The sequence below is a fragment of the Lelliottia nimipressuralis genome (assembly GCF_004115925.1).
Lineage (GTDB): Bacteria > Pseudomonadota > Gammaproteobacteria > Enterobacterales > Enterobacteriaceae > Enterobacter > Enterobacter nimipressuralis.
Map to the genome: position 1 here is coordinate 120,996 of NZ_SDDX01000013.1, position 19,395 is coordinate 140,390.

The 19,395-nt window shown below is 55.3% G+C and carries 17 protein-coding genes and 1 riboswitch; of the genes, 9 read left to right on the plus strand and 8 right to left on the minus strand.

Features of this window, described 5'->3' with window-relative positions:
- Positions 1-582: 582 nt before the first annotated feature.
- The 4 genes from cra to leuO all read right to left on the minus strand — a co-directional run bounded on the left by cra (position 583) and on the right by leuO (position 5,312).
- The gene (gene cra / locus ETG88_RS11420; protein ID WP_100777631.1) at positions 583-1,587 is read right to left on the minus strand and encodes a catabolite repressor/activator; all 1,005 of its coding nucleotides are present in this window, start codon (positions 1,585-1,587) and stop codon (positions 583-585) included.
- A gap of 181 nt (positions 1,588-1,768) precedes the next feature.
- Positions 1,769-2,260 carry an acetolactate synthase small subunit gene (gene ilvN / locus ETG88_RS11425; RefSeq protein ID WP_100777632.1) on the minus strand — a complete coding sequence of 164 codons (492 nt, stop codon included), beginning with the start codon at positions 2,258-2,260 and terminating at the stop codon, positions 1,769-1,771.
- The gene (gene ilvI / locus ETG88_RS11430) at positions 2,260-3,984 is read right to left on the minus strand and encodes an acetolactate synthase 3 large subunit (RefSeq protein ID WP_129035428.1); all 1,725 of its coding nucleotides are present in this window, start codon (positions 3,982-3,984) and stop codon (positions 2,260-2,262) included. Before ilvI ends, ilvN begins: the two co-directional genes overlap by 1 nt.
- A gap of 383 nt (positions 3,985-4,367) precedes the next feature.
- A complete protein-coding gene (leuO, locus tag ETG88_RS11435) occupies positions 4,368-5,312 on the minus strand; it encodes a transcriptional regulator LeuO (protein WP_100777634.1) in 945 nt (314 codons plus the stop codon).
- Positions 5,313-5,945: 633 nt separating this feature from the next.
- Here leuO and leuL point away from each other — a divergent pair.
- From leuL to leuD, 5 genes are all read left to right on the plus strand, one after another.
- Entirely contained in the window at positions 5,946-6,032 is an 87-nt protein-coding gene (gene leuL, locus ETG88_RS22580) for a leu operon leader peptide (RefSeq protein ID WP_100777635.1), read from the plus strand.
- A 90-nt stretch (positions 6,033-6,122) separates the two neighbouring features.
- Positions 6,123-7,694 (plus strand): 2-isopropylmalate synthase, encoded by a 1,572-nt coding sequence (leuA, locus tag ETG88_RS11445; protein ID WP_100777636.1) that lies wholly within the window; start codon positions 6,123-6,125, stop codon positions 7,692-7,694.
- Complete coding sequence (leuB, locus tag ETG88_RS11450; protein ID WP_100777637.1) at positions 7,694-8,785, plus strand: 3-isopropylmalate dehydrogenase; 1,092 nt, start codon at positions 7,694-7,696, stop codon at positions 8,783-8,785. Before leuA ends, leuB begins: the two co-directional genes overlap by 1 nt.
- A 2-nt stretch (positions 8,786-8,787) precedes the next feature.
- Positions 8,788-10,188 (plus strand): 3-isopropylmalate dehydratase large subunit, encoded by a 1,401-nt coding sequence (gene leuC, locus ETG88_RS11455; RefSeq protein WP_129035429.1) that lies wholly within the window; start codon positions 8,788-8,790, stop codon positions 10,186-10,188.
- A 10-nt stretch (positions 10,189-10,198) separates the two neighbouring features.
- Complete coding sequence (gene leuD, locus ETG88_RS11460) at positions 10,199-10,804, plus strand: 3-isopropylmalate dehydratase small subunit (RefSeq protein ID WP_129035430.1); 606 nt, start codon at positions 10,199-10,201, stop codon at positions 10,802-10,804.
- A 32-nt stretch (positions 10,805-10,836) separates the two neighbouring features.
- Here leuD and ETG88_RS11465 read toward each other — a convergent pair whose 3' ends face one another.
- Together ETG88_RS11465 and sgrT are read right to left on the minus strand one after the other, a co-directional pair.
- The gene (locus ETG88_RS11465) at positions 10,837-12,015 is read right to left on the minus strand and encodes a sugar efflux transporter (protein WP_129035431.1); all 1,179 of its coding nucleotides are present in this window, start codon (positions 12,013-12,015) and stop codon (positions 10,837-10,839) included.
- Between the two features lie 120 nt (positions 12,016-12,135).
- Positions 12,136-12,288 (minus strand): glucose uptake inhibitor SgrT, encoded by a 153-nt coding sequence (gene sgrT, locus ETG88_RS11470; RefSeq protein WP_100777656.1) that lies wholly within the window; start codon positions 12,286-12,288, stop codon positions 12,136-12,138.
- A gap of 87 nt (positions 12,289-12,375) precedes the next feature.
- Between sgrT and sgrR the strand changes: the two genes are divergently transcribed.
- From sgrR to thiQ, 4 genes are all read left to right on the plus strand, one after another.
- Positions 12,376-14,031 (plus strand): HTH-type transcriptional regulator SgrR, encoded by a 1,656-nt coding sequence (gene sgrR, locus ETG88_RS11475; RefSeq protein WP_129035432.1) that lies wholly within the window; start codon positions 12,376-12,378, stop codon positions 14,029-14,031.
- A gap of 36 nt (positions 14,032-14,067) precedes the next feature.
- A riboswitch (TPP riboswitch) is annotated at positions 14,068-14,168 on the plus strand.
- Between the two features lie 31 nt (positions 14,169-14,199).
- Positions 14,200-15,183: a thiamine ABC transporter substrate binding subunit gene (thiB, locus tag ETG88_RS11480; RefSeq protein ID WP_129035433.1), complete on the plus strand. Its 984-nt coding sequence runs from the start codon at positions 14,200-14,202 to the stop codon at positions 15,181-15,183.
- Positions 15,159-16,769: a thiamine/thiamine pyrophosphate ABC transporter permease ThiP gene (thiP, locus tag ETG88_RS11485; protein ID WP_129035434.1), complete on the plus strand. Its 1,611-nt coding sequence runs from the start codon at positions 15,159-15,161 to the stop codon at positions 16,767-16,769. Before thiB ends, thiP begins: the two co-directional genes overlap by 25 nt.
- On the plus strand, positions 16,753-17,457 hold the full coding sequence (gene thiQ, locus ETG88_RS11490; protein ID WP_129035435.1) for a thiamine ABC transporter ATP-binding protein ThiQ: 705 nt from the start codon (positions 16,753-16,755) through the stop codon (positions 17,455-17,457). The genes thiP and thiQ overlap by 17 nt, the downstream gene beginning before the upstream one ends.
- 57 nt (positions 17,458-17,514) lie before the next feature.
- Here the strand turns inward: thiQ and ETG88_RS11495 are convergent, their stop codons facing one another.
- Together ETG88_RS11495 and araC are read right to left on the minus strand one after the other, a co-directional pair.
- A complete protein-coding gene (locus ETG88_RS11495; protein ID WP_129035436.1) occupies positions 17,515-18,282 on the minus strand; it encodes a DedA family protein in 768 nt (255 codons plus the stop codon).
- Positions 18,283-18,410: 128 nt separating this feature from the next.
- Positions 18,411-19,253: an arabinose operon transcriptional regulator AraC gene (araC, locus tag ETG88_RS11500; RefSeq protein ID WP_100777662.1), complete on the minus strand. Its 843-nt coding sequence runs from the start codon at positions 19,251-19,253 to the stop codon at positions 18,411-18,413.
- Between the last annotated feature and the right edge of the window lie 142 nt (positions 19,254-19,395).

Genomic DNA, 19,395 nt, shown 5'->3' on the forward strand with positions numbered 1-19,395 from the left:
ACCACTTTAACCCACAAATTCCCACATAAAGGAGTTTACGGAGCGAAGGAAAAGCTTGTCAAGCCAGGACTACCGCGATACAGGACGGAAAGCCCCCTATTTACGGACATAACCCAACTTGATTAATTACTGCACAACTGGCGAGGCAAAATTAACGTCATGAATATTTGTAAGAAAAAAAACAGATATGCATTCGAATGTTAAAAATCACTCCATACCACCACGGGCAAATATAAAGTGTCAGTTTGCGACGCGGGCGGCATTTTAAGACATTACGCACGGGGATAACAGCGCCAGATTCACCGGAGAAGCGTGAATACACAAGACCTGGCACGCAGGTGGGCATCAAAGAAGAAAAAATGGCTGATAATTCAGCATGAGAGGAGGCTTTGTAACAAAACAATACAAAAAAGAGTGCTTACTGTTGCCGAAATAACCTTAAAAAGGCTCCGATGAATGCAATATGAATTAATAAGAATAGCAGGCTATGAATCTTAGAGAATTATCCTAATTTTAGTCCGGATATTATTTGCCGTGATAATGAGAAACAATCAGGGCAGTTGACCTGCCCTAAAATGATAATTAACGACGATTCAATACACCGCGTCGATAGAGATTACGTTTGATACGCGTCAGCCCTGGTTTTGGCTTGCGCGGTTCATCCAGACTCGCCAGCACAATCTCCAGTACGCGCTCAGCCACGTCACGATGACGCTGGGCTACGGCCAGCACCGGACACTGCAGGAAATCGAGCAGTTCGTTATCCCCAAAGGTCGCAATAGCCAGCTCAGAAGGGAGTTTCCCTTCGCGGCGCAGCGTCACGTCCATCACGCCCTGTAACAGCGCGAAAGAGGTAGTGAACAACGCCTGAGGCATCGGGTGCGTCTCGAGCCATTTCTCAAACAGCTGCGCCGCGGCTTCGCGCTCGTAGCTGTTAGCGTAGAGATAGTGCACTTCACGCGGATCGTCTTTCCAGGCAGTACGGAACCCCTGCTCGCGCAGGAAGCTGACGGACAGCTCCGGCAGCGCGCCAAGGTAGAGAACGGTTTCTGCCGGGAAGGTACGCAGCTCGGCGGCCAGCATCTCGGCATCATCTTGATCGGCGCCCACGACGCTGGTGAAGTGCTCGCGGTCCAGCGCACGATCCAGCGCGACGATCGGGAACGAGCCATTCGCCCAGCGCTGATAGAAAGGGTGCTCTGGTGGCAGAGAGGTGGAAACAATGATCGCGTCGACCTGGCGCTGAAGCAGATGCTCAATGCAGCGCATCTCGTTATCGGGCTGATCTTCCGAGCAGGCGATCAGCAGCTGATAGCCACGCTGGCGCGCCTGACGTTCGAGGTAGTTCGCAATACGGGTATAGCTGGTGTTTTCCAGATCCGGAATAACCAGACCAATAGATCGGGTGCGCCCGGCACGTAGCCCGGCCGCGACAGCATTCGGATGGTAGTTATGCTCACGAACCACCGCCATGACTTTTTCAACGGTTTTGTCGCTAACACGGTACTGCTTTGCTTTACCGTTAATCACATAGCTCGCCGTAGTTCGTGACACGCCGGCTAGCCGGGCGATTTCATCCAGTTTCACAATTGCCCCTTAAACGAAATAAAAGAGTCCATGGCCTTGTCAGGTTTATGGTTATATCTTTTAACATCTAAACGCAGAATAGTCGTTGCGGCAACCGCTTTTCTCTCCCTTAGGGTCCGTTTAGGCAAAAAAAAAACCCGGCTTTGCAGACCGGGTCGAAAGAGGCGAACTTTTTTGACGACTAACGCATAATTTTATCGCCGCGAGACAAGCCCACGACACCCGAGCGCGCCACCTCAACAATTTTGGCGACATCACGCACGGAGGCCAGAAACGCATCGAGTTTATCGCTGGTTCCGGCAAGCTGAACAGTATAGATAGAAGGCGTCACGTCAATGATCTGCCCACGGAAAATATCCGCGTTGCGTTTGACCTCTTCGCGTCCATATCCGCTGGCCTGAATTTTGACCAACATCACTTCGCGCTCAACGTACGCCCCCTGCCCTAATTCACTCACTCGCAGCACATCCACTAATTTATGCAGCTGCTTTTCAATTTGCTCAAGGACTTTCGCATCACCAACGGTCTGAATAGTCATCCGCGACAGCGTCGGATCGTCCGTCGGTGCCACGGTCAGGCTTTCAATGTTGTAACCGCGCTGGGCGAAAAGCCCAATGACGCGCGATAACGCGCCCGATTCGTTTTCCAGAAGTACAGATAATATCCGGCGCATCAGGTTCTCTCCGTTTTGCTCAACCACATTTCATCCATACCGCCGCCGCGAATATGCATCGGGTAGACGTGCTCCGTCCCATCGACGATCACATCCACAAAGACCAGGCGGTTGTTCCTGACGTGCTCCAGCGCTTCGCCGAGCTTCGCTTCCAGTTCATTCGGATCGCTGACACGCATGCCGACGTGGCCATAGGCTTCCGCCACGCGCACAAAGTCCGGCAGCGATTTCATGTAGGACTGGGAGTGACGACCGGAATAGATCATGTCCTGCCACTGCTTGACCATGCCCAGGTAGCCGTTATTCAGATTCAGGACCAGCACCGGGAGATCGTACTGCAACGCGGTAGAAAGCTCCTGAATGTTCATCTGGATACTGCCATCGCCGGTCACGCACACGACGATCTCATCCGGGAGCGCGAGTTTGACGCCTAATGCAGCAGGCAGCCCAAACCCCATGGTGCCCAGACCGCCGGAATTTATCCAGTGGCGCGGTTTATCAAACGGGTAGTAGAGGGCGGCAAACATCTGATGCTGGCCCACATCCGAGGTGACGTAGGCATCCCCTTTTGTCAGTCGCCAGATCGTTTCGATCACCGCCTGCGGCTTAATGTGTTCGCTTTGCGTGTCATATTTCAGGCATTGACGCCCACGCCACTGCTCAATCTGCTGCCACCAGTCGCGAATGTCATCCAGCGGCTGCGCGGCAGGCTCTTGCGCCAGCAGATCCAGCATCTGTTCCAGCACCTGCAGCGCATCGCCGACAATCGGCACATCGGCAGGAACCGTTTTGGAAATAGAGGTCGGGTCGATATCAATGTGCAGCACCGTCGCATTCGGACAGTACTTCGCCAGATTGTTGGTGGTGCGATCGTCAAAGCGCACGCCGACGGCAAAAATCACATCGGAATTGTGCATGGTCATATTGGCTTCATAGGTGCCATGCATACCCAACATACCCAGCGCCTGACGATGCGTGGCCGGAAAAGCACCCAACCCCATCAACGATGAAGCTACAGGCAAGTTTAATTTTTCGATTAATTCGCGCAGCTGCGTATGACAGTGGGCATTCACAGCACCACCGCCGACGTAGACCACCGGTTTTTTCGCCGCAATCAGCGTTTGCAGCGCGCGTTTAATTTGGCCTTTATGCCCCTGGGTCGTTGGATTATAGGAGCGCATGCTCACGGAATCGGGCCAGACGTAAGGGAGTTTATTGGTCGGATTCAAAATATCTTTTGGTAGATCGACCACCACCGGGCCAGGACGTCCACTGGCCGCCAGCCAGAAGGCTTTTTTCAGCACCCCTGGAATGTCTTCCGTTTGTTTGACCAGGAAGCTGTGCTTCACCACCGGTCGGGAGATCCCCACCATGTCGCACTCCTGAAAGGCGTCGTAACCAATCAGCGAAGTGGCAACCTGTCCGGATAAAATGACCAGTGGGATGGAATCCATGTAGGCGGTGGCAATGCCGGTAATGGCGTTAGTTGCCCCAGGCCCTGAGGTGACGAGCACCACGCCCACCTCTCCGGTGGCACGTGCCAGACCATCAGCCATATGCACAGCGGCTTGCTCATGACGCACCAGCACATGATCGATACCGCCGACGGTGTGTAACGCATCGTAAATATCGAGGACCGCGCCTCCGGGATAACCGAATACTTGCTTGACGCCCTGATCGATAAGTGACCGGACGACCATTTCGGCGCCAGACAACATCTCCATGGTTTGCCTCCAGGCTTCTTGTTATAGACGAACAGAGGAATTCATTTCCTCGCCGTCTTGCTTTCCAGGGTTTCCCCTGTCTTTCATTTTTGCAGAGTGACCTTCACCTTAACCGCTCCCCATGAGGCAGGCAATCAGCAAACGGAGGCGCGAAAAGAGGCGTAAAAGCAGAATACACAGGCATTATGACAAGATATGGTGAATTCCACTGGAATACACTTTTGTGATGATGGTTCATCGCTTAAATAGGCGGGGAATCAGTAATTCATCTATTTTTGCATGGAAAAAAGCGAAAGGAAAAATTCAATTCAGAATAAAATACTACCCATTAAAAAAATAACAGGATAAACCGGATGCATTGCACCGATTTATCCTGATGTGGATTAGCGCCGACAAACACTGACTAACAGCTCTTCCATCCACTGATGACCTTTATCTCGCCCGGCCGCTTCGTGCCACGAAAGATAACACGTTCGGCTATTGAGCTTCAGCGGCAGCGATAATATTTGCAGATTAAGCTGGGCAGAGAATTCTTCCGCCAGCCAGCGCGGAGCAATAGCAACAAGTTGAGTCTGCGAAACAATATTTAATACGCTCACCATGGCCATCCCCTGATACGCCACACAGGCTTGTTTATCCGGTGTGTCATACCACGGCTGGCTAAATGACGCATATCTGTCGAGTGCCACAACAGCGTGCTGCTCATTATAAACATCATTTTCCAGTAATGGCCCGTTGATGCGCGGGTGAGATTTACTGGCGACTAACACCATTTCATCGTTAAACAGCGGCACACAAGAAAACTCCGGACGGCGAAACTCTTCGTAACCCAGAACAAATTCCGTTTCCTGATAACGTAACTGATGTTCAGTATTGTGGTTTAAGGAGGACTTAAATATGAGATGAATATTTGGGGCTATTTCTTCCACTTTATTATAGATAACGGAGGTCAGATAATTATCCAGCGGACTGCACACGCAGAGATGAAAAACACGCTCGCTGCTTAAAGGCTCGAAACCGGACCCCGGCAGCTCATTCTGCACCAGTTGTAACGCCTGGCGAACAGACGCAAAAAGCTGATAAGCCCTTGCCGTAGGCTGGATGCCGCGGCCATATCGCACGAATAGCTCGTCGTTAAACATTAGCTTCAGTCTGGCGACGGCATTACTCACTGCAGGCTGGGACATTCCCAACGCCTGTGCGGCTCTGGTAATATTTTGTTCCTGCATAACAGCATCAAAAACGGTTAATAAGTTAAGATCCACCGTACGTAGCTGAGGCCTGTTTGCTTCAATGGCGTGAGGCCGTTCATTTGTTTTTTCTAACATATCTAACTCCACTGTCACGCTAAACTCCCTTTGACTTGGCGCAATAATAACTTTTAAAAATATTATTTATCATGCAGATAAAACCAGACAAAGAGAAAAGTTTAAAATTCGGAATATATAAAAACTCACGCCAAATAACAGGTGCAGGTATACACAAGCTCAAGCGTTAAAAATTTAAAAGTAATAACTAAAACATTAGGAATAGAATGAAACCATAAATCCAATGAATAAACAACAAGCCTACAGGTAAACAATTATTTAAGTTTTCTTAAACTAATCCATCCTATCAACGGTTGTCCGTTAACATGTCATTATCATTGCTTGATTTTCATTCACCATTACCGCACCCAGACAGAATCCAACCCAATGATTTCAATGGTTTTAATAACCACACCCTTTAAATTTCAGAAAATAATTAATTGAAACCAATTATATTAAATTTATTCCGGAAACGGTTTTAAAGTCCAAAATTAGACAATTTAAATAACGCCGTTGGGAAAACCTAGCACAATACGCTAAAGAACCAGGACCACAGTTATCATGGATCGCGGGCGTTTTTCGCCTCAGGGGTTGACTTGATTCCGCATATCCAGTACCACTAAAAGCATAACGCATTCATCTGGAGCCTGATTCATGATTCGTACCGTTCGTTTCCTCAGCCTACTACTACTAAACGCATCCACTGTGCGCGGTAGGCTGGCGGGCGAAATTCAACGTTGAATCGTCTCCGGTAAACAAAAAACCCGCGCCATTGCGCGGGTTTTTTTATGCTCGTAGCAAGGCGCCCCAGGACAGACAAGGACCAAACCCATGAGCCAGCAAGTCGTTATTTTCGATACAACTTTACGTGACGGTGAACAGGCGTTACAGGCAAGCCTGAGTGTGAAAGAGAAACTGCAGATTGCGCTGGCCCTGGAACGTATGGGTGTCGACGTAATGGAAGTGGGCTTCCCGGTCTCTTCACCGGGTGACTTTGAATCCGTCCAGACCATTGCGCGCACCATCAAAAACAGCCGCGTGTGTGGTCTGGCCCGCTGCGTCGAGAAAGATATCGACGTGGCCGCCGAATCCTTGAAAGTGGCTGAAGCCTTCCGAATTCACACCTTTATTGCCACCTCCCCGATGCACATCGCAACCAAACTGCGTAGCACCCTGGATGAAGTGATCGAACGCGCGGTGTACATGGTGAAACGCGCCCGTAACTACACCGACGACGTCGAATTCTCCTGTGAAGATGCTGGCCGCACGCCGATTGCCGATCTGGCCCGCGTAGTAGAAGCCGCGATTAACGCGGGTGCCACTACTATCAACATCCCGGACACCGTCGGCTACACCATGCCGTTCGAGTTCTCCAACATCATCACCGGCCTGTATGAACACGTGCCGAACATTGATAAAGCCATTATTTCTGTCCATACCCACGACGATTTAGGCCTGGCCGTGGGCAATGCCATTGCCGCAGTCCACGCCGGGGCTCGCCAGGTGGAAGGCGCCATGAACGGCATCGGCGAACGTGCCGGTAACTGTTCACTGGAAGAGGTGATCATGGCGATCAAAGTGCGCAAAGACATCATGAATGTGCAGACCCGCATTAATCACAACGAAATCTGGCGCACCAGCCAGACCGTCAGCCAGATTTGCAACATGCCTATCCCGGCGAACAAAGCGATTGTCGGCACCGGCGCCTTCGCCCACTCCTCCGGTATTCATCAGGACGGCGTGCTGAAGAACCGCGAAAACTACGAAATCATGACCCCGGAATCCATCGGTCTGAATCAGGTGCAGTTGAATCTGACCTCCCGCTCTGGCCGTGCGGCGGTGAAACACCGTATGGAAGAGATGGGTTACAAGGAAAGCGACTACAACATGGATCACCTGTACGACGCGTTCCTGAAACTGGCCGATAAAAAAGGCCAGGTCTTTGACTACGACCTGGAAGCATTAGCCTTCATTAATAAACAGCAGGAAGAGCCAGAGCACTTCCGTCTGGACTACTTCAGCGTGCAGTCCGGCTCCAGCGATATCGCGACCGCCTCGGTCAAACTGGCCTGCGGCGATGAAGTTAAAGCCGAAGCCGCCAACGGTAACGGCCCGGTAGATGCGATTTATCAGGCGATCAACCGCATCACCGACTACAACATCGAGCTGGTCAAATACGATTTGAGCGCCAAAGGTCACGGCAAAGATGCGCTGGGTCAGGTCGATATTGTTGTCACTTATAACGGCCGTCGTTTCCACGGCGTTGGCCTGGCGACAGATATCGTCGAATCCTCAGCTAAAGCCATGGTGCATGTCCTGAACAACATCTGGCGCGCCGCAGAAGTCGAGAAAGAGTTACAACGCAAAGCTCAGAATAAAGAGAACAATAAGGAAACCGTGTAATGTCGAAGAATTACCATATTGCTGTGTTGCCGGGCGATGGCATTGGCCCGGAAGTGATGACACAAGCCCTGAAAGTCCTGGAAGCAATCCGCGCCCGTTTCGCGATGAAAATCACCACCAGCCACTATGATGTGGGCGGTATTGCGATTGATAACCACGGCACCCCGCTGCCGAAAGCCACCGTTGAAGGCTGCGAAAACGCCGATGCGGTCCTGTTTGGCTCCGTCGGCGGCCCGAAATGGGAACATCTGCCACCCGCAGAGCAACCTGAGCGCGGCGCGCTGCTGCCGCTGCGTAAGCATTTCAAACTGTTCAGCAACTTGCGTCCGGCGAAACTGTATCAGGGGCTGGAAGAGTTTTGCCCGCTGCGTGCCGACATTGCCGCCAATGGCTTCGACATTCTGTGCGTGCGTGAATTAACCGGTGGGATCTACTTCGGCCAGCCGAAGGGCCGTGAAGGCAGCGGTCAACACGAGAAAGCATTCGATACCGAGGTTTATCACCGTTTTGAAATCGAACGTATTGCCCGCATCGCTTTTGAATCTGCGCGCAAACGTCGTCACAAAGTGACCTCTATTGATAAAGCCAACGTCCTGCAATCCTCGATTCTGTGGCGCGAAATCGTCAATGAAATCGCCAAAGAGTACCCGGACGTTGAGCTGGCGCACATGTACATCGACAACGCCACCATGCAGCTGATCAAAGACCCGTCGCAGTTCGACGTGCTGCTGTGTTCCAACCTGTTCGGCGATATTTTGTCCGATGAATGCGCGATGATCACCGGCTCCATGGGCATGCTGCCCTCCGCCAGCCTGAACGAAGAGGGCTTTGGCCTGTACGAGCCTGCGGGCGGTTCCGCGCCGGATATCGCCGGTAAAAATATCGCTAACCCGATAGCACAGATCCTCTCCCTGGCCCTGCTGCTGCGCTACAGCCTGGACGCGAACGACGCGGCCGATGCAATCGAAAGCGCCATCAACCGCGCATTAGAAGAAGGTATCCGCACGGGCGATTTAGCGCGCGGCGCGGCGGCCGTCAGTACCGATGAAATGGGCGATATCATTGCCCGCTATGTCGCTGAAGGGGTGTAATCATGGCGAAGACGTTATACGAAAAATTGTTTGATGCGCACGTAGTCTACTCGGCACCAAACGAAACCCCGCTGCTGTACATTGACCGTCATCTGGTGCACGAAGTGACATCACCGCAGGCCTTTGACGGTCTGCGCGCGCACAATCGTCCCGTTCGCCAGCCGGGTAAAACCTTCGCCACGATGGATCACAACGTGTCGACTCAGACCAAAGACATCAACGCGTCGGGCGAGATGGCGCGTATCCAGATGCAGGAGCTGATTAAGAACTGCAACGCCTTCGGCGTTGAGCTGTACGATTTGAACCACCCGTATCAGGGCATCGTCCACGTAATGGGTCCTGAGCAGGGCATCACCCTGCCGGGAATGACCATCGTCTGCGGCGACTCCCACACCGCCACGCACGGCGCGTTCGGTGCGCTGGCGTTTGGTATCGGAACCTCCGAAGTCGAGCACGTTCTGGCGACGCAAACCCTGAAACAGGGCCGCGCGAAAACCATGAAAATCGAAGTCAAAGGTCAGGCGGCGGCAGGTATCACCGCGAAAGACATCGTGCTGGCGATTATCGGTAAAACCGGCAGCGCAGGCGGAACCGGTCACGTGGTGGAGTTTTGCGGCGATGCTATCCGTGCATTGAGCATGGAAGGCCGTATGACCCTGTGCAACATGGCGATCGAGATGGGTGCTAAAGCCGGTCTGGTCGCACCGGACGAGACCACTTTCAACTATGTGAAAGGCCGTCTGCACGCGCCGAAAGGCAAAGATTTTGACGAGGCGGTGGAATACTGGAAAACCCTGCAAACCGACGACGGCGCGACATTCGATACCGTTGTCACCCTGCAGGCAGAAGAGATCGCACCGCAGGTTACCTGGGGTACCAACCCAGGCCAGGTGATTTCCGTTAACGACAACATTCCCGATCCGGCCTCCTTTGCCGATCCGGTGGAACGCGCAAGCGCCGAAAAAGCGCTGGCGTACATGGGCCTGAAACCGGGCATTCCGCTGACCGACGTGGCAATCGACAAAGTGTTTATCGGCTCCTGCACCAACTCTCGCATCGAAGATTTGCGTGCAGCAGCAGAAATTGCCAAAGGCCGTAAAGTCGCGCCCGGCGTGCAGGCGCTGGTCGTGCCAGGCTCTGGCCCGGTGAAAGCCCAGGCTGAAGCTGAAGGGCTGGATAAGATCTTTATCGAAGCCGGTTTTGAGTGGCGCTTACCGGGCTGCTCCATGTGTCTGGCCATGAACAACGACCGTCTGAACCCGGGCGAGCGCTGCGCCTCCACCAGCAACCGTAACTTTGAAGGCCGTCAGGGCCGCGGTGGACGTACCCATCTGGTCAGCCCGGCAATGGCAGCGGCTGCCGCTGTGACCGGCCATTTTGCTGATATTCGTGGTTTGAAATAAGGAGACAATCATGGCAGAGAAATTTACCCAACATACGGGTCTGGTTGTCCCGCTGGATGCGGCGAACGTCGATACGGACGCCATCATTCCCAAGCAGTTCTTACAGAAAGTGACCCGCACAGGCTTTGGCGCGCATCTGTTCAACGACTGGCGTTTTCTCGACGATCAGGGCCAGCAGCCGAATCCCGAGTTCGTTCTGAACTTCCCGGAATTTAAAGGCGCATCGATCCTGTTAGCCCGCGAAAACTTTGGCTGTGGCTCATCCCGCGAACACGCCCCGTGGGCGCTGACGGACTACGGTTTTAAAGTGGTGATCGCCCCGAGCTTTGCCGACATCTTTTACGGCAACAGCTTCAACAACCAGTTGCTGCCGGTGACGCTGACCGACGAACAGGTCGATGAGCTGTTCGCGCTGGTGAAGGCGAATCCGGGCATTTCGTTTGAAGTGGATCTGGAAGCGCAGGTGGTGAAAGCGGGTGACAGAACTTACAGCTTTAAAATCGACGACTTCCGCCGTCACTGCATGATCAACGGCCTCGACAGCATTGGTTTGACCCTGCAGCACGAAGCCTCCATTGCAGCCTACGAAAACAAACAACCGGCGTTTATGCGCTAACGAAAAAGGCCCGCGCAAGCGGGCCTTTTTGTTTAACTCTCTTTGACGCGAAGCGTCAGCGCCAGCGTCACCAGCGAGATCCCCGCAATCACCCAATACACGGCAAAGTGACCATAGCTTTGCGCCAGCGCCCCCTGAATCACCCCCGCCAGAATCACCCCTGTCGAAATACTGTTGGTGAATAACGTCGTGGCAGATCCCGCCCGTCCGGGCATCAGGTCCTGGAACCACAGCATCCCAATCCCGGCGACAATGCCGATAAAAATCGCGTTAAACAGCTGTAACGCCAGCAGCGCTTCGCGACTGTGAAACAGGATCAATCCCAGGTAAAACAGGACGCCAGCCGCTACCGCAACCACCATCATCCGGCGTTTGCCAACGCGCTTCACGTAGAAGCCCGCGAGGATCATCGCCGGGATTTCCAGCCCGGCGGCGGTGCCCATTAAGATCCCGGCGAGCTTATCCGGCAGCCCCAGATCGCTGCTGATCCACAGGGGCATATCGATGATATACATGGTGTTGCAGGTCCACATCAGCGTCGAGGCTATAAACAACATGCGCACGTTTTTATTGTGCCAGCCGCTCACCTGGGTGACGGGCGTATCCGCCGCCTGCTCCACCCGGGCGACCGACGGCAGCACAAAGGCGATCAGCGCCAGGCTGATGGCAAAAATCCCGGCCGCAATGGAGAACATCACCGTAAAGCCGTAATTCAGCGCCAGCATAAAGGCCAGCGGCGGGCCGATCACCCACGTCAGGGAGAGCTGTGCACGCATCACCGAGCTGAACATCACTACTTCCCGCGCCGAGCTGTCCGCGTACTCACGGGCGAGCGCAAAAAGCTGCGGCATGGCGGTATTGGCGAGCGAGGCCAGCAGCACCCCGCAGGTGAGCAGCGTCAGATAGTGACGGTTGAAGGCAAACAGCAGAGCGTTGCCGATGGCCATCGCGCAACAGAACAGAATTAATTTGCGGCGATCGCCCTGGCTGTCGGATCGTTTTGCCAGCCACAGGCTAACCAGGATCCCGGCAATGGCGTTGACCGTGTAAAACAGGCCCACCCAGAAAGGCTGTGCGCCCACCTCACGACTCAGGAACAGGCTCAGGGTCGGCGCCTGTAGCGCCCCCGCGACGCCCATCATAAAGGCCACCAGCATAAAAGCGGCATACACGCCGTTCAGGCGGCGGCCCATCGTCATCAACCAGAGCATGCGCAGTTCCTTGTCAAAGAGGAGCGAAATGGAGAGGCAGTGTAAACGAAAAAAACCAGCAAAAACATTTTGCTGGCGGGTGATAAGCACCAATACTCAGTCACACATGATCGAGGCGAGTCAGCGGTCAGAGGTCGATTTCGTAACGTCCCACTGCATCAGATCTTCAAGCATTTTCAGGCGCTGTTCTGCGCACTGGCGGGCCAGCCAGGACACTCCCTTTGTCGCTGAAAAGTAGTGCTGATAAAACTGACGTGCGGTAGACCTCTTCATATTTACCTCCTCACTTCAACAAGGAGGATTATTGGCTTAATATGAGGATTAATAAATTGCTGATTTTTTGTCAGGAGTTCCCCTTTTATGCCGTCTGGTCGTCTGCAACAACAATTCATCCGCCTCTGGCAGTGCTGCGAAGGCCAGTCAAAAGAGACCACGCTGAACGAGCTGGCGGAACTGCTGAACTGCTCGCGCCGCCACATGCGCACGCTACTGAACACCATGCAGCAGCAGGGCTGGCTGAACTGGGAGGCGGAGGCAGGGCGTGGAAAGCGTTCGCGCTTAACCTTCCTCTATACCGGTCTGGCCTTACAACAGCAGCGCGCCGAAGACCTGCTGGAGCAGGACCGCATCGATCAGCTGGTGCAGCTGGTGGGCGATAAAGCCGCCGTACGCCAGATGCTGGTCTCCCATCTGGGCCGCAGCTTCCGCCAGGGAAAGCATATCCTGCGCGTGCTCTACTACCGTCCGATGAAAAACCTGCTGCCGGGCACGGCGCTACGCCGCTCCGAAACGCACATGGCGCGACAAATCTTTAGCGGCCTGACGCGCATAAATGAGGAAAACGGGGAACTGGAAGCCGACATCGCGCACCACTGGCAGCAACTTTCTCCGCTGCACTGGCGCTTTTTTTTGCGTCCCGGCATCCATTTTCACCATGGCCGCGAGCTGGAGATGAACGATGTGATCGCTTCTCTGCAGCGCGCTCGCGGGCTGCCGCTCTACTCCCACATCGCACACATTCACTCTCCCACCGCCTGGACGCTGGATATCGAGCTTTCCGAGCCTGACCAGTGGCTGCCGTGGCTGATGGGCTATGTCCCGTCCATGATTTTGCCTCATGAATGGGAGAGCATGCCCAGTTTCGCCAGCCAGCCCGTCGGCACCGGCCCTTACGCCGTGATGCGCAATAACAGTAACCAGTTGAAAATCCGCGCCTTCGATGACTACTTTGGCTACCGCGCGCTGATTGACGAGGTGAATGTCTGGGTGCTGCCGGACATCAGCGAAGAGTTTAGCCCCGGCCTGACGCTGGAAGGCCCGACCGAAGGCGAAAAAGCCGTCGAAAGTCGCCTCGAAGAGGGCTGCTACTATCTGCTGTTTGACGCCCGCACCCACCGGGGTGCCAGCAGCGAGGTGCGCCAGTGGATAAGCCAGATCCTCGCCCCCGCCAATCTGATCTATCAGGCGGAAGACCAGCACCAGACCTACTGGTTCCCGGCCTACGGGCTGCTGCCTCGCTGGCACCACGCCCGTCCTGGGCGCGGCGAAAAGCCCGCCGGGCTGGAAACCATTACCCTCACCTATTATCGCGAACACGTTGAGCACCGCTTTATTGCGCGCATCATGAGCAAACTGCTGGCTGCGGAAGGCGTGACGCTGGAAATTCAGGAGGTGGATTACGATGAATGGCATCGCGGCGAAGCGGTGAGCGATATCTGGCTCAACAGCGCGAACTTCACTCTGCCGCTCGATTTCTCGCTCTTCTCGCACCTGTATGAGATCCCGCTGATCCAGCACTGCATTGCCCGCGACTGGCAGCAGGACGCCGCTCAGTGGCGCGCCGGAGAGATGAATCTGGCGGTCTGGTGCCAGCAGTTGCTGTCCCAGCAGGCGATGGTACCGCTGATCCACCACTGGCTGATGATCCAGGGACAGCGCAGTATGCGCGGCTTACGCATGAACACGCTCGGCTGGTTTGACTTTAAATCCGCCTGGTTTGCGCCGCCGGAACCATAACACTTTCGTAATATTCACCAAATCATTACAATACCGCCGTTCTCAACGGGGTGCTGCATCGATGATGTGCGCTGAGATAATACCCGTCGAACCTGATCCGGATAACGCCGGCGAAGGGATTTGAGGCTGTCGCTCAAAATCCTTTGCCACTCAACTTTGAGGTGCAAAGTGTTAAAAAAAGTTCTCCCCCTGCTGGCGCTCTTCGCGCTGCCTGCGTTTGCCAAGCCCGTTTTAACGGTCTACACCTACGACTCCTTTGCCGCCGACTGGGGCCCAGGCCCGGTGGTCAAAAAAGCTTTTGAAGCCGACTGTCACTGCGAACTGAAATTCGTGGCGCTGGAAGATGGCGTTTCGCTGCTCAACCGTCTGCGGATGGAGGGCAAAAACAGCAAGGCCGACGTGGTGCTGGGCCTGGATAACAACCTGCTGGAAGCGGCCTCGCAAACCAAACTCTTTGCCAAAAGCGGTATCGCAGCCGATGCGGTGAACGTTCCGGGCGGCTGGAAAAACGACACCTTTGTCCCCTTCGATTACGGTTACTTCGCCTTCGTCTACGATAAAAACAAGCTGAAGAATCCGCCGAAAAGCCTGAAAGAGCTGGTCGAGAGCGACCAGAAATGGCGCGTGATTTATCAGGACCCACGCACCAGCACACCGGGCCTTGGCCTGCTGCTGTGGATGCAAAAAGTGTACGGCGACAAAGCGCCGGAAGCCTGGCAAAAACTGGCGGCGAAAACCGTCACCGTCACTAAAGGCTGGAGCGAAGCCTACGGCCTGTTCCTGAAAGGCGAAAGCGATCTGGTCCTGAGCTACACCACCTCGCCGGCCTACCACATTATCGAAGAGAAAAAAGACAACTACGCCGCCGCTAACTTTGCCGAAGGCCACTATCTGCAGGTGGAAGTCGCCGCCCGCACCGCGGCCAGCAAAGAGTCGGAACTGGCCGAGAAGTTCCTGAAATTTATGGTCTCGCCCGCGTTCCAGAACGCCGTCCCGACGGGCAACTGGATGTATCCGGTGACCGACGTGAAACTGCCTGCGGGCTTCGATCAGTTGAGCAAACCGCAAACCACGCTGGAGTTCACCCCGCAGCAGGTTTCCACTCAACGCGCCGCCTGGATCAGTGAATGGCAACGCGCCGTCAGCCGCTAATTCCCGGCTGGCTGCTCCCTGGGCTGACTGCCGCCACGCTGATGGTGGTGGTGAGCCTGGGGGCTTTTCTTGCCCTGTGGCTGAACGCACCGCAAAGCGATCTCGCCGCGCTGTGGCACGATAGCTATCTCTGGCACGTGGTGCGATTCTCCTTCTGGCAGGCGTTTCTCTCAGCCCTGCTCTCGATCGTCCCAGCGATCTTTTTGGCGCGGGCGCTTTATCGCCGCCGTTTCCCCGGAAGACAAGCGCTGCTGCGCCTGTGCGCGATGACGCTGATCCTGCCCGTACTGGTCGCCGTCTTCGGTATTCTGAGCGTGTATGGGCGCCAGGGGTGGATCGCCTCGCTGTTGAATGCGTTTGGCATCGAATGGACATTTTCGCCTTACGGCCTGCAGGGTATCCTGCTGGCCCACGTCTTTTTCAATATGCCCATGGCGACGCGACTGTTCTTACAGGCGCTGGAAAATATCCCTGGCGAACAGCGACAGCTGGCCGCCCAGCTCGGAATGCGCGGATTTGCCTTCTTTCGCTTTGTTGAATGGCCGTGGCTGCGGCGGCAGATCCCGCCCGTTGCAGCATTAATTTTTATGCTCTGCTTCGCCAGTTTTGCCACGGTGCTGTCGCTGGGCGGCGGCCCGCAGGCCACCACCATTGAGCTGGCAATCTATCAGGCCCTGAGTTACGACTACGATCCGGGTCGTGCGGCGCTGCTGGCGATGATCCAGATGTTCTGCTGCCTGGGGCTGGTCCTGCTCAGCCAGCGACTCAGTAAAGCCATTGCGGTGGGGAGCCATCAGGTGAACGGCTGGCGCGATCCACAGGACAGCCTGCGCAGCCGCCTGAGCGATCTCCTGCTTATCGTACTTGCGCTGCTGTTACTCCTCCCGCCGCTGCTGGCAGTGGTGGTGGATGGTCTCAATCTGAATCTGATCTCGGTGCTGCAACAGCCGGTGCTGTGGCAGGCGCTGTGGACGTCGCTGCGGATCGCCCTCGGCGCCGGGTTGCTGTGCGTCCTGCTGACCATGATGCTGCTCTGGAGCAGCCGCGAACTTTACGCCCGACACTCCCGAATCGCCGGGCAAGCGCTGGAGCTGAGCGGGATGTTGATTCTGGCGATGCCGGGCATCGTGCTGGCGACCGGGTTCTTTTTGCTGTTTAACAGCACCATCGGATTACCCGAGCACGCCGACGGGATCGTCATTTTCACCAACGCGCTGATGGCGATTCCCTATGCCCTGAAAGTGCTCGAAAACCCGATGCGCGACCTGAGCGCCCGCTACACTCTGCTCTGTCAGTCGCTGGGGATGCGCGGCTGGCAGCGAGTGAGAGTCGTTGAACTCCGCGCCCTGAAACGCCCTCTGGCGCAGGCGCTGGCCTTTGCCAGCGTGCTGTCGATTGGCGATTTCGGCGTAGTGGCGCTGTTTGGTAATGACGACTTCCGCACGCTGCCGTTCTGGCTGTATCAGCAAATCGGTTCGTATCGCAGTCAGGATGGTGCCGTGACGGCCCTGCTCTTGCTGCTGCTGTGCTTTACCCTTTTCACCGTTATCGAAAAACTTCCGGGGCGCGATGCTAAAACTGACTGATGTAACCTGGCTTTATCAGCATCTGCCAATGCGCTTTACGCTCTGTGTCGAACGCGGAGAGATGATTGCCATTCTCGGCCCAAGCGGTGCCGGGAAAAGCACGCTGCTCAATCTGATTGCCGGTTTCCTGCCTCCGGCGCGCGGCGAGATGTTGATAGACGGGCAAACGCACACCCACACGCCGCCGTCCCAGCGTCCGGTGTCGATGCTGTTCCAGGAAAATAATCTGTTTACCCATCTGACGGTGCGACAGAATATCGGCCTGGGAATGGACCCCGGCCTCAAGCTGACGGCGCTTCAGCGTGAGAAACTCGAAGCGATTGCCCAGCAGATGGGGCTGAATGAATTTCTTGAACGTTTACCTGGTGAGCTTTCTGGCGGGCAGCGTCAGCGCGTCGCGCTGGCTCGCTGTCTGGTGCGGGAACAGCCGATTTTGCTCCTCGACGAGCCGTTCTCGGCCCTCGACCCGGCCCTGCGTCAGGAGATGCTGTTGCTGGTAAAAGAGGTGTGTCAGCAGAAAAATCTCACCATGCTGATGGTCTCGCACAGCGTGGAAGACGCCGCCAGAATCGCGGCGCGCTCCGTCGTGATTGCCGACGGGAGAATTGCCTGGGACGGGGAAACGCAGGAGCTGATAAGCGGGAAGGCAAGTGCTTCAGCGTTGTTGGGAATAATGCAGCCGCAGTAAGCCCGGCAAACAATGCGCCACCGGGCAATCTCAGGCCTGGTGGCGGCTGAAAATCGCCTATCGGCTCACCACCTTCAACAAAATCTCGCCATACACCGGCATCAGCGGATGACGAATCAACGCCACCAGCGCCACCACGGCAACCCCGAGCGTCAAGGGCGCCAGCCACAACAGGCGGCCACGCGGCAAATATTGGGTGAGGCGATCCGTACCGGCTTTCGCACTGCGCCACAGGCGCCAGCACAGCCACACCGCGACCCACAGCAGCAGCGCGGTGGCTAACAGCAGCCATTTAAAATGGCCGCTTTGCGCATCGGCGGGGATATCAATCGCCGCACCGGCCAGAATGCCCGGCAGGAAATAGAACGGCGGCCAGAAGACGCAGCCGATGATATTGGGCAGTATAAATTTTGAAACGGGCAGATCCAGCATCCCGGCAACCATCGGCACCAGCGGACGCGTCGGGCCGACAAAACGCCCGACCAGAATGGTAAACATACTGTGCTGATGGAGGGCATGCTCGGTTTTGTCGAGCAGCGCTTTGTTCTTTTTCATGAACGACCAGCGGTGCAACGGCTTTTTGAAGCGCCAGCCTAACCAGAAAGAGATCCAGTCGCCCAGCAGACAGCCAACGATACCGGCCATCCACGCCTGCCAGAAGTTCACCTCGCCGCTGCCAATCAGCGCACCGAGGCCCGCCATGATGACAGTGCCAGGTAAAATCAGCCCCACCAGCGCCAGCGATTCCAGAAAGGCGACCAGCGCGACAGCGATCAGCGAGTAGGCCACGGACTGCGTAATAAAATGTTCCAGCAATGCCTGCATAACGATTCCGGTCAGATAACAGAGCAGGGATTCTGCGAAGTGCTTCCTGCCTCGTCAAGACAACAATTGTCTGAATAGTTTACCGGGTGCCGCCAGACTTCACCTGTTTGTTTCGTTTTATTTACGTTTTACTCACATCCGGCGCGGAATTCGCTCGGGCTGGCGCCGGTGCATTTCTTGAAGACGCGGGAAAAATAGAGCTGATCCTCAAAGCCGACGTTACGCCCCACGGTGGCAATCGGCATACGCGTGGTGCTGAGAAGCAGTTTGGCCTGGCTGATGCGCTGATCCTCGCGCCAGCTCAGAACGCTCACCCCCAACTGCTGACGGAAGAGGTGCGACAGGCGCGACGGCGAGAGGCAGACGTGCTGCGCGACCCCCGCGATATCAAACTGGCTGTCCGACAGATGATCGCTGATGTACTGGCAGGCGTCGCGCACGCGATTGTCCAGCGGCGGATTAAGGGAGGCGTTAATCGCCTCCATGCGCCGCAGCAACAGCTGTTCAAGCAGATTAATCGCCAGCAGCTCGGCGTAACGCCCGCCCGCCTGGGCTTCGATTATCTGGGCAAAAAGCTCGCGGAACTGCGCCTGATGCGCTTCGTCGGGCCGGTAAAAACCGGTGTGGGCGAAAATCGACGGCCAGGCCAGCCACTCCTGCCAGTAAGCGCGCGGGCGGAAGTAGACCCACTGGTGATACCACTCTTTTGCATCGGGATGGCGGCCGTAATGGTGAATTTCTCCCGGCGGGAACAGCAAAATATCGCCAGGGCGACAGACAAATTGCCGATCGTTATTTTTGATCACCCCCTCACCGCGCACGGTGATATTCAGGATATAGCCTTTCATGCCCAGCGGGCGGTCGACGAAAAAGTCGAGGTAACCCTCGGCTTCGATAGGGGTCAGCCCCGCCACCAGATGGGCGTTGAAGGAGTACCCCGGCAACAGGGGATCGTTTTGTGTTTCGGCCATAAACAGGTCACTCCCGACGGTCAATAAGGAAACAAATTGTCCATATCTATAAAAGCGGTATAAAAACGGGTCGTTAAGAGAATCACATCGCCTGCCCTCTCTTTTAACTCCGCTTTGTCTCGGCCTTTACCCCAGATTCATC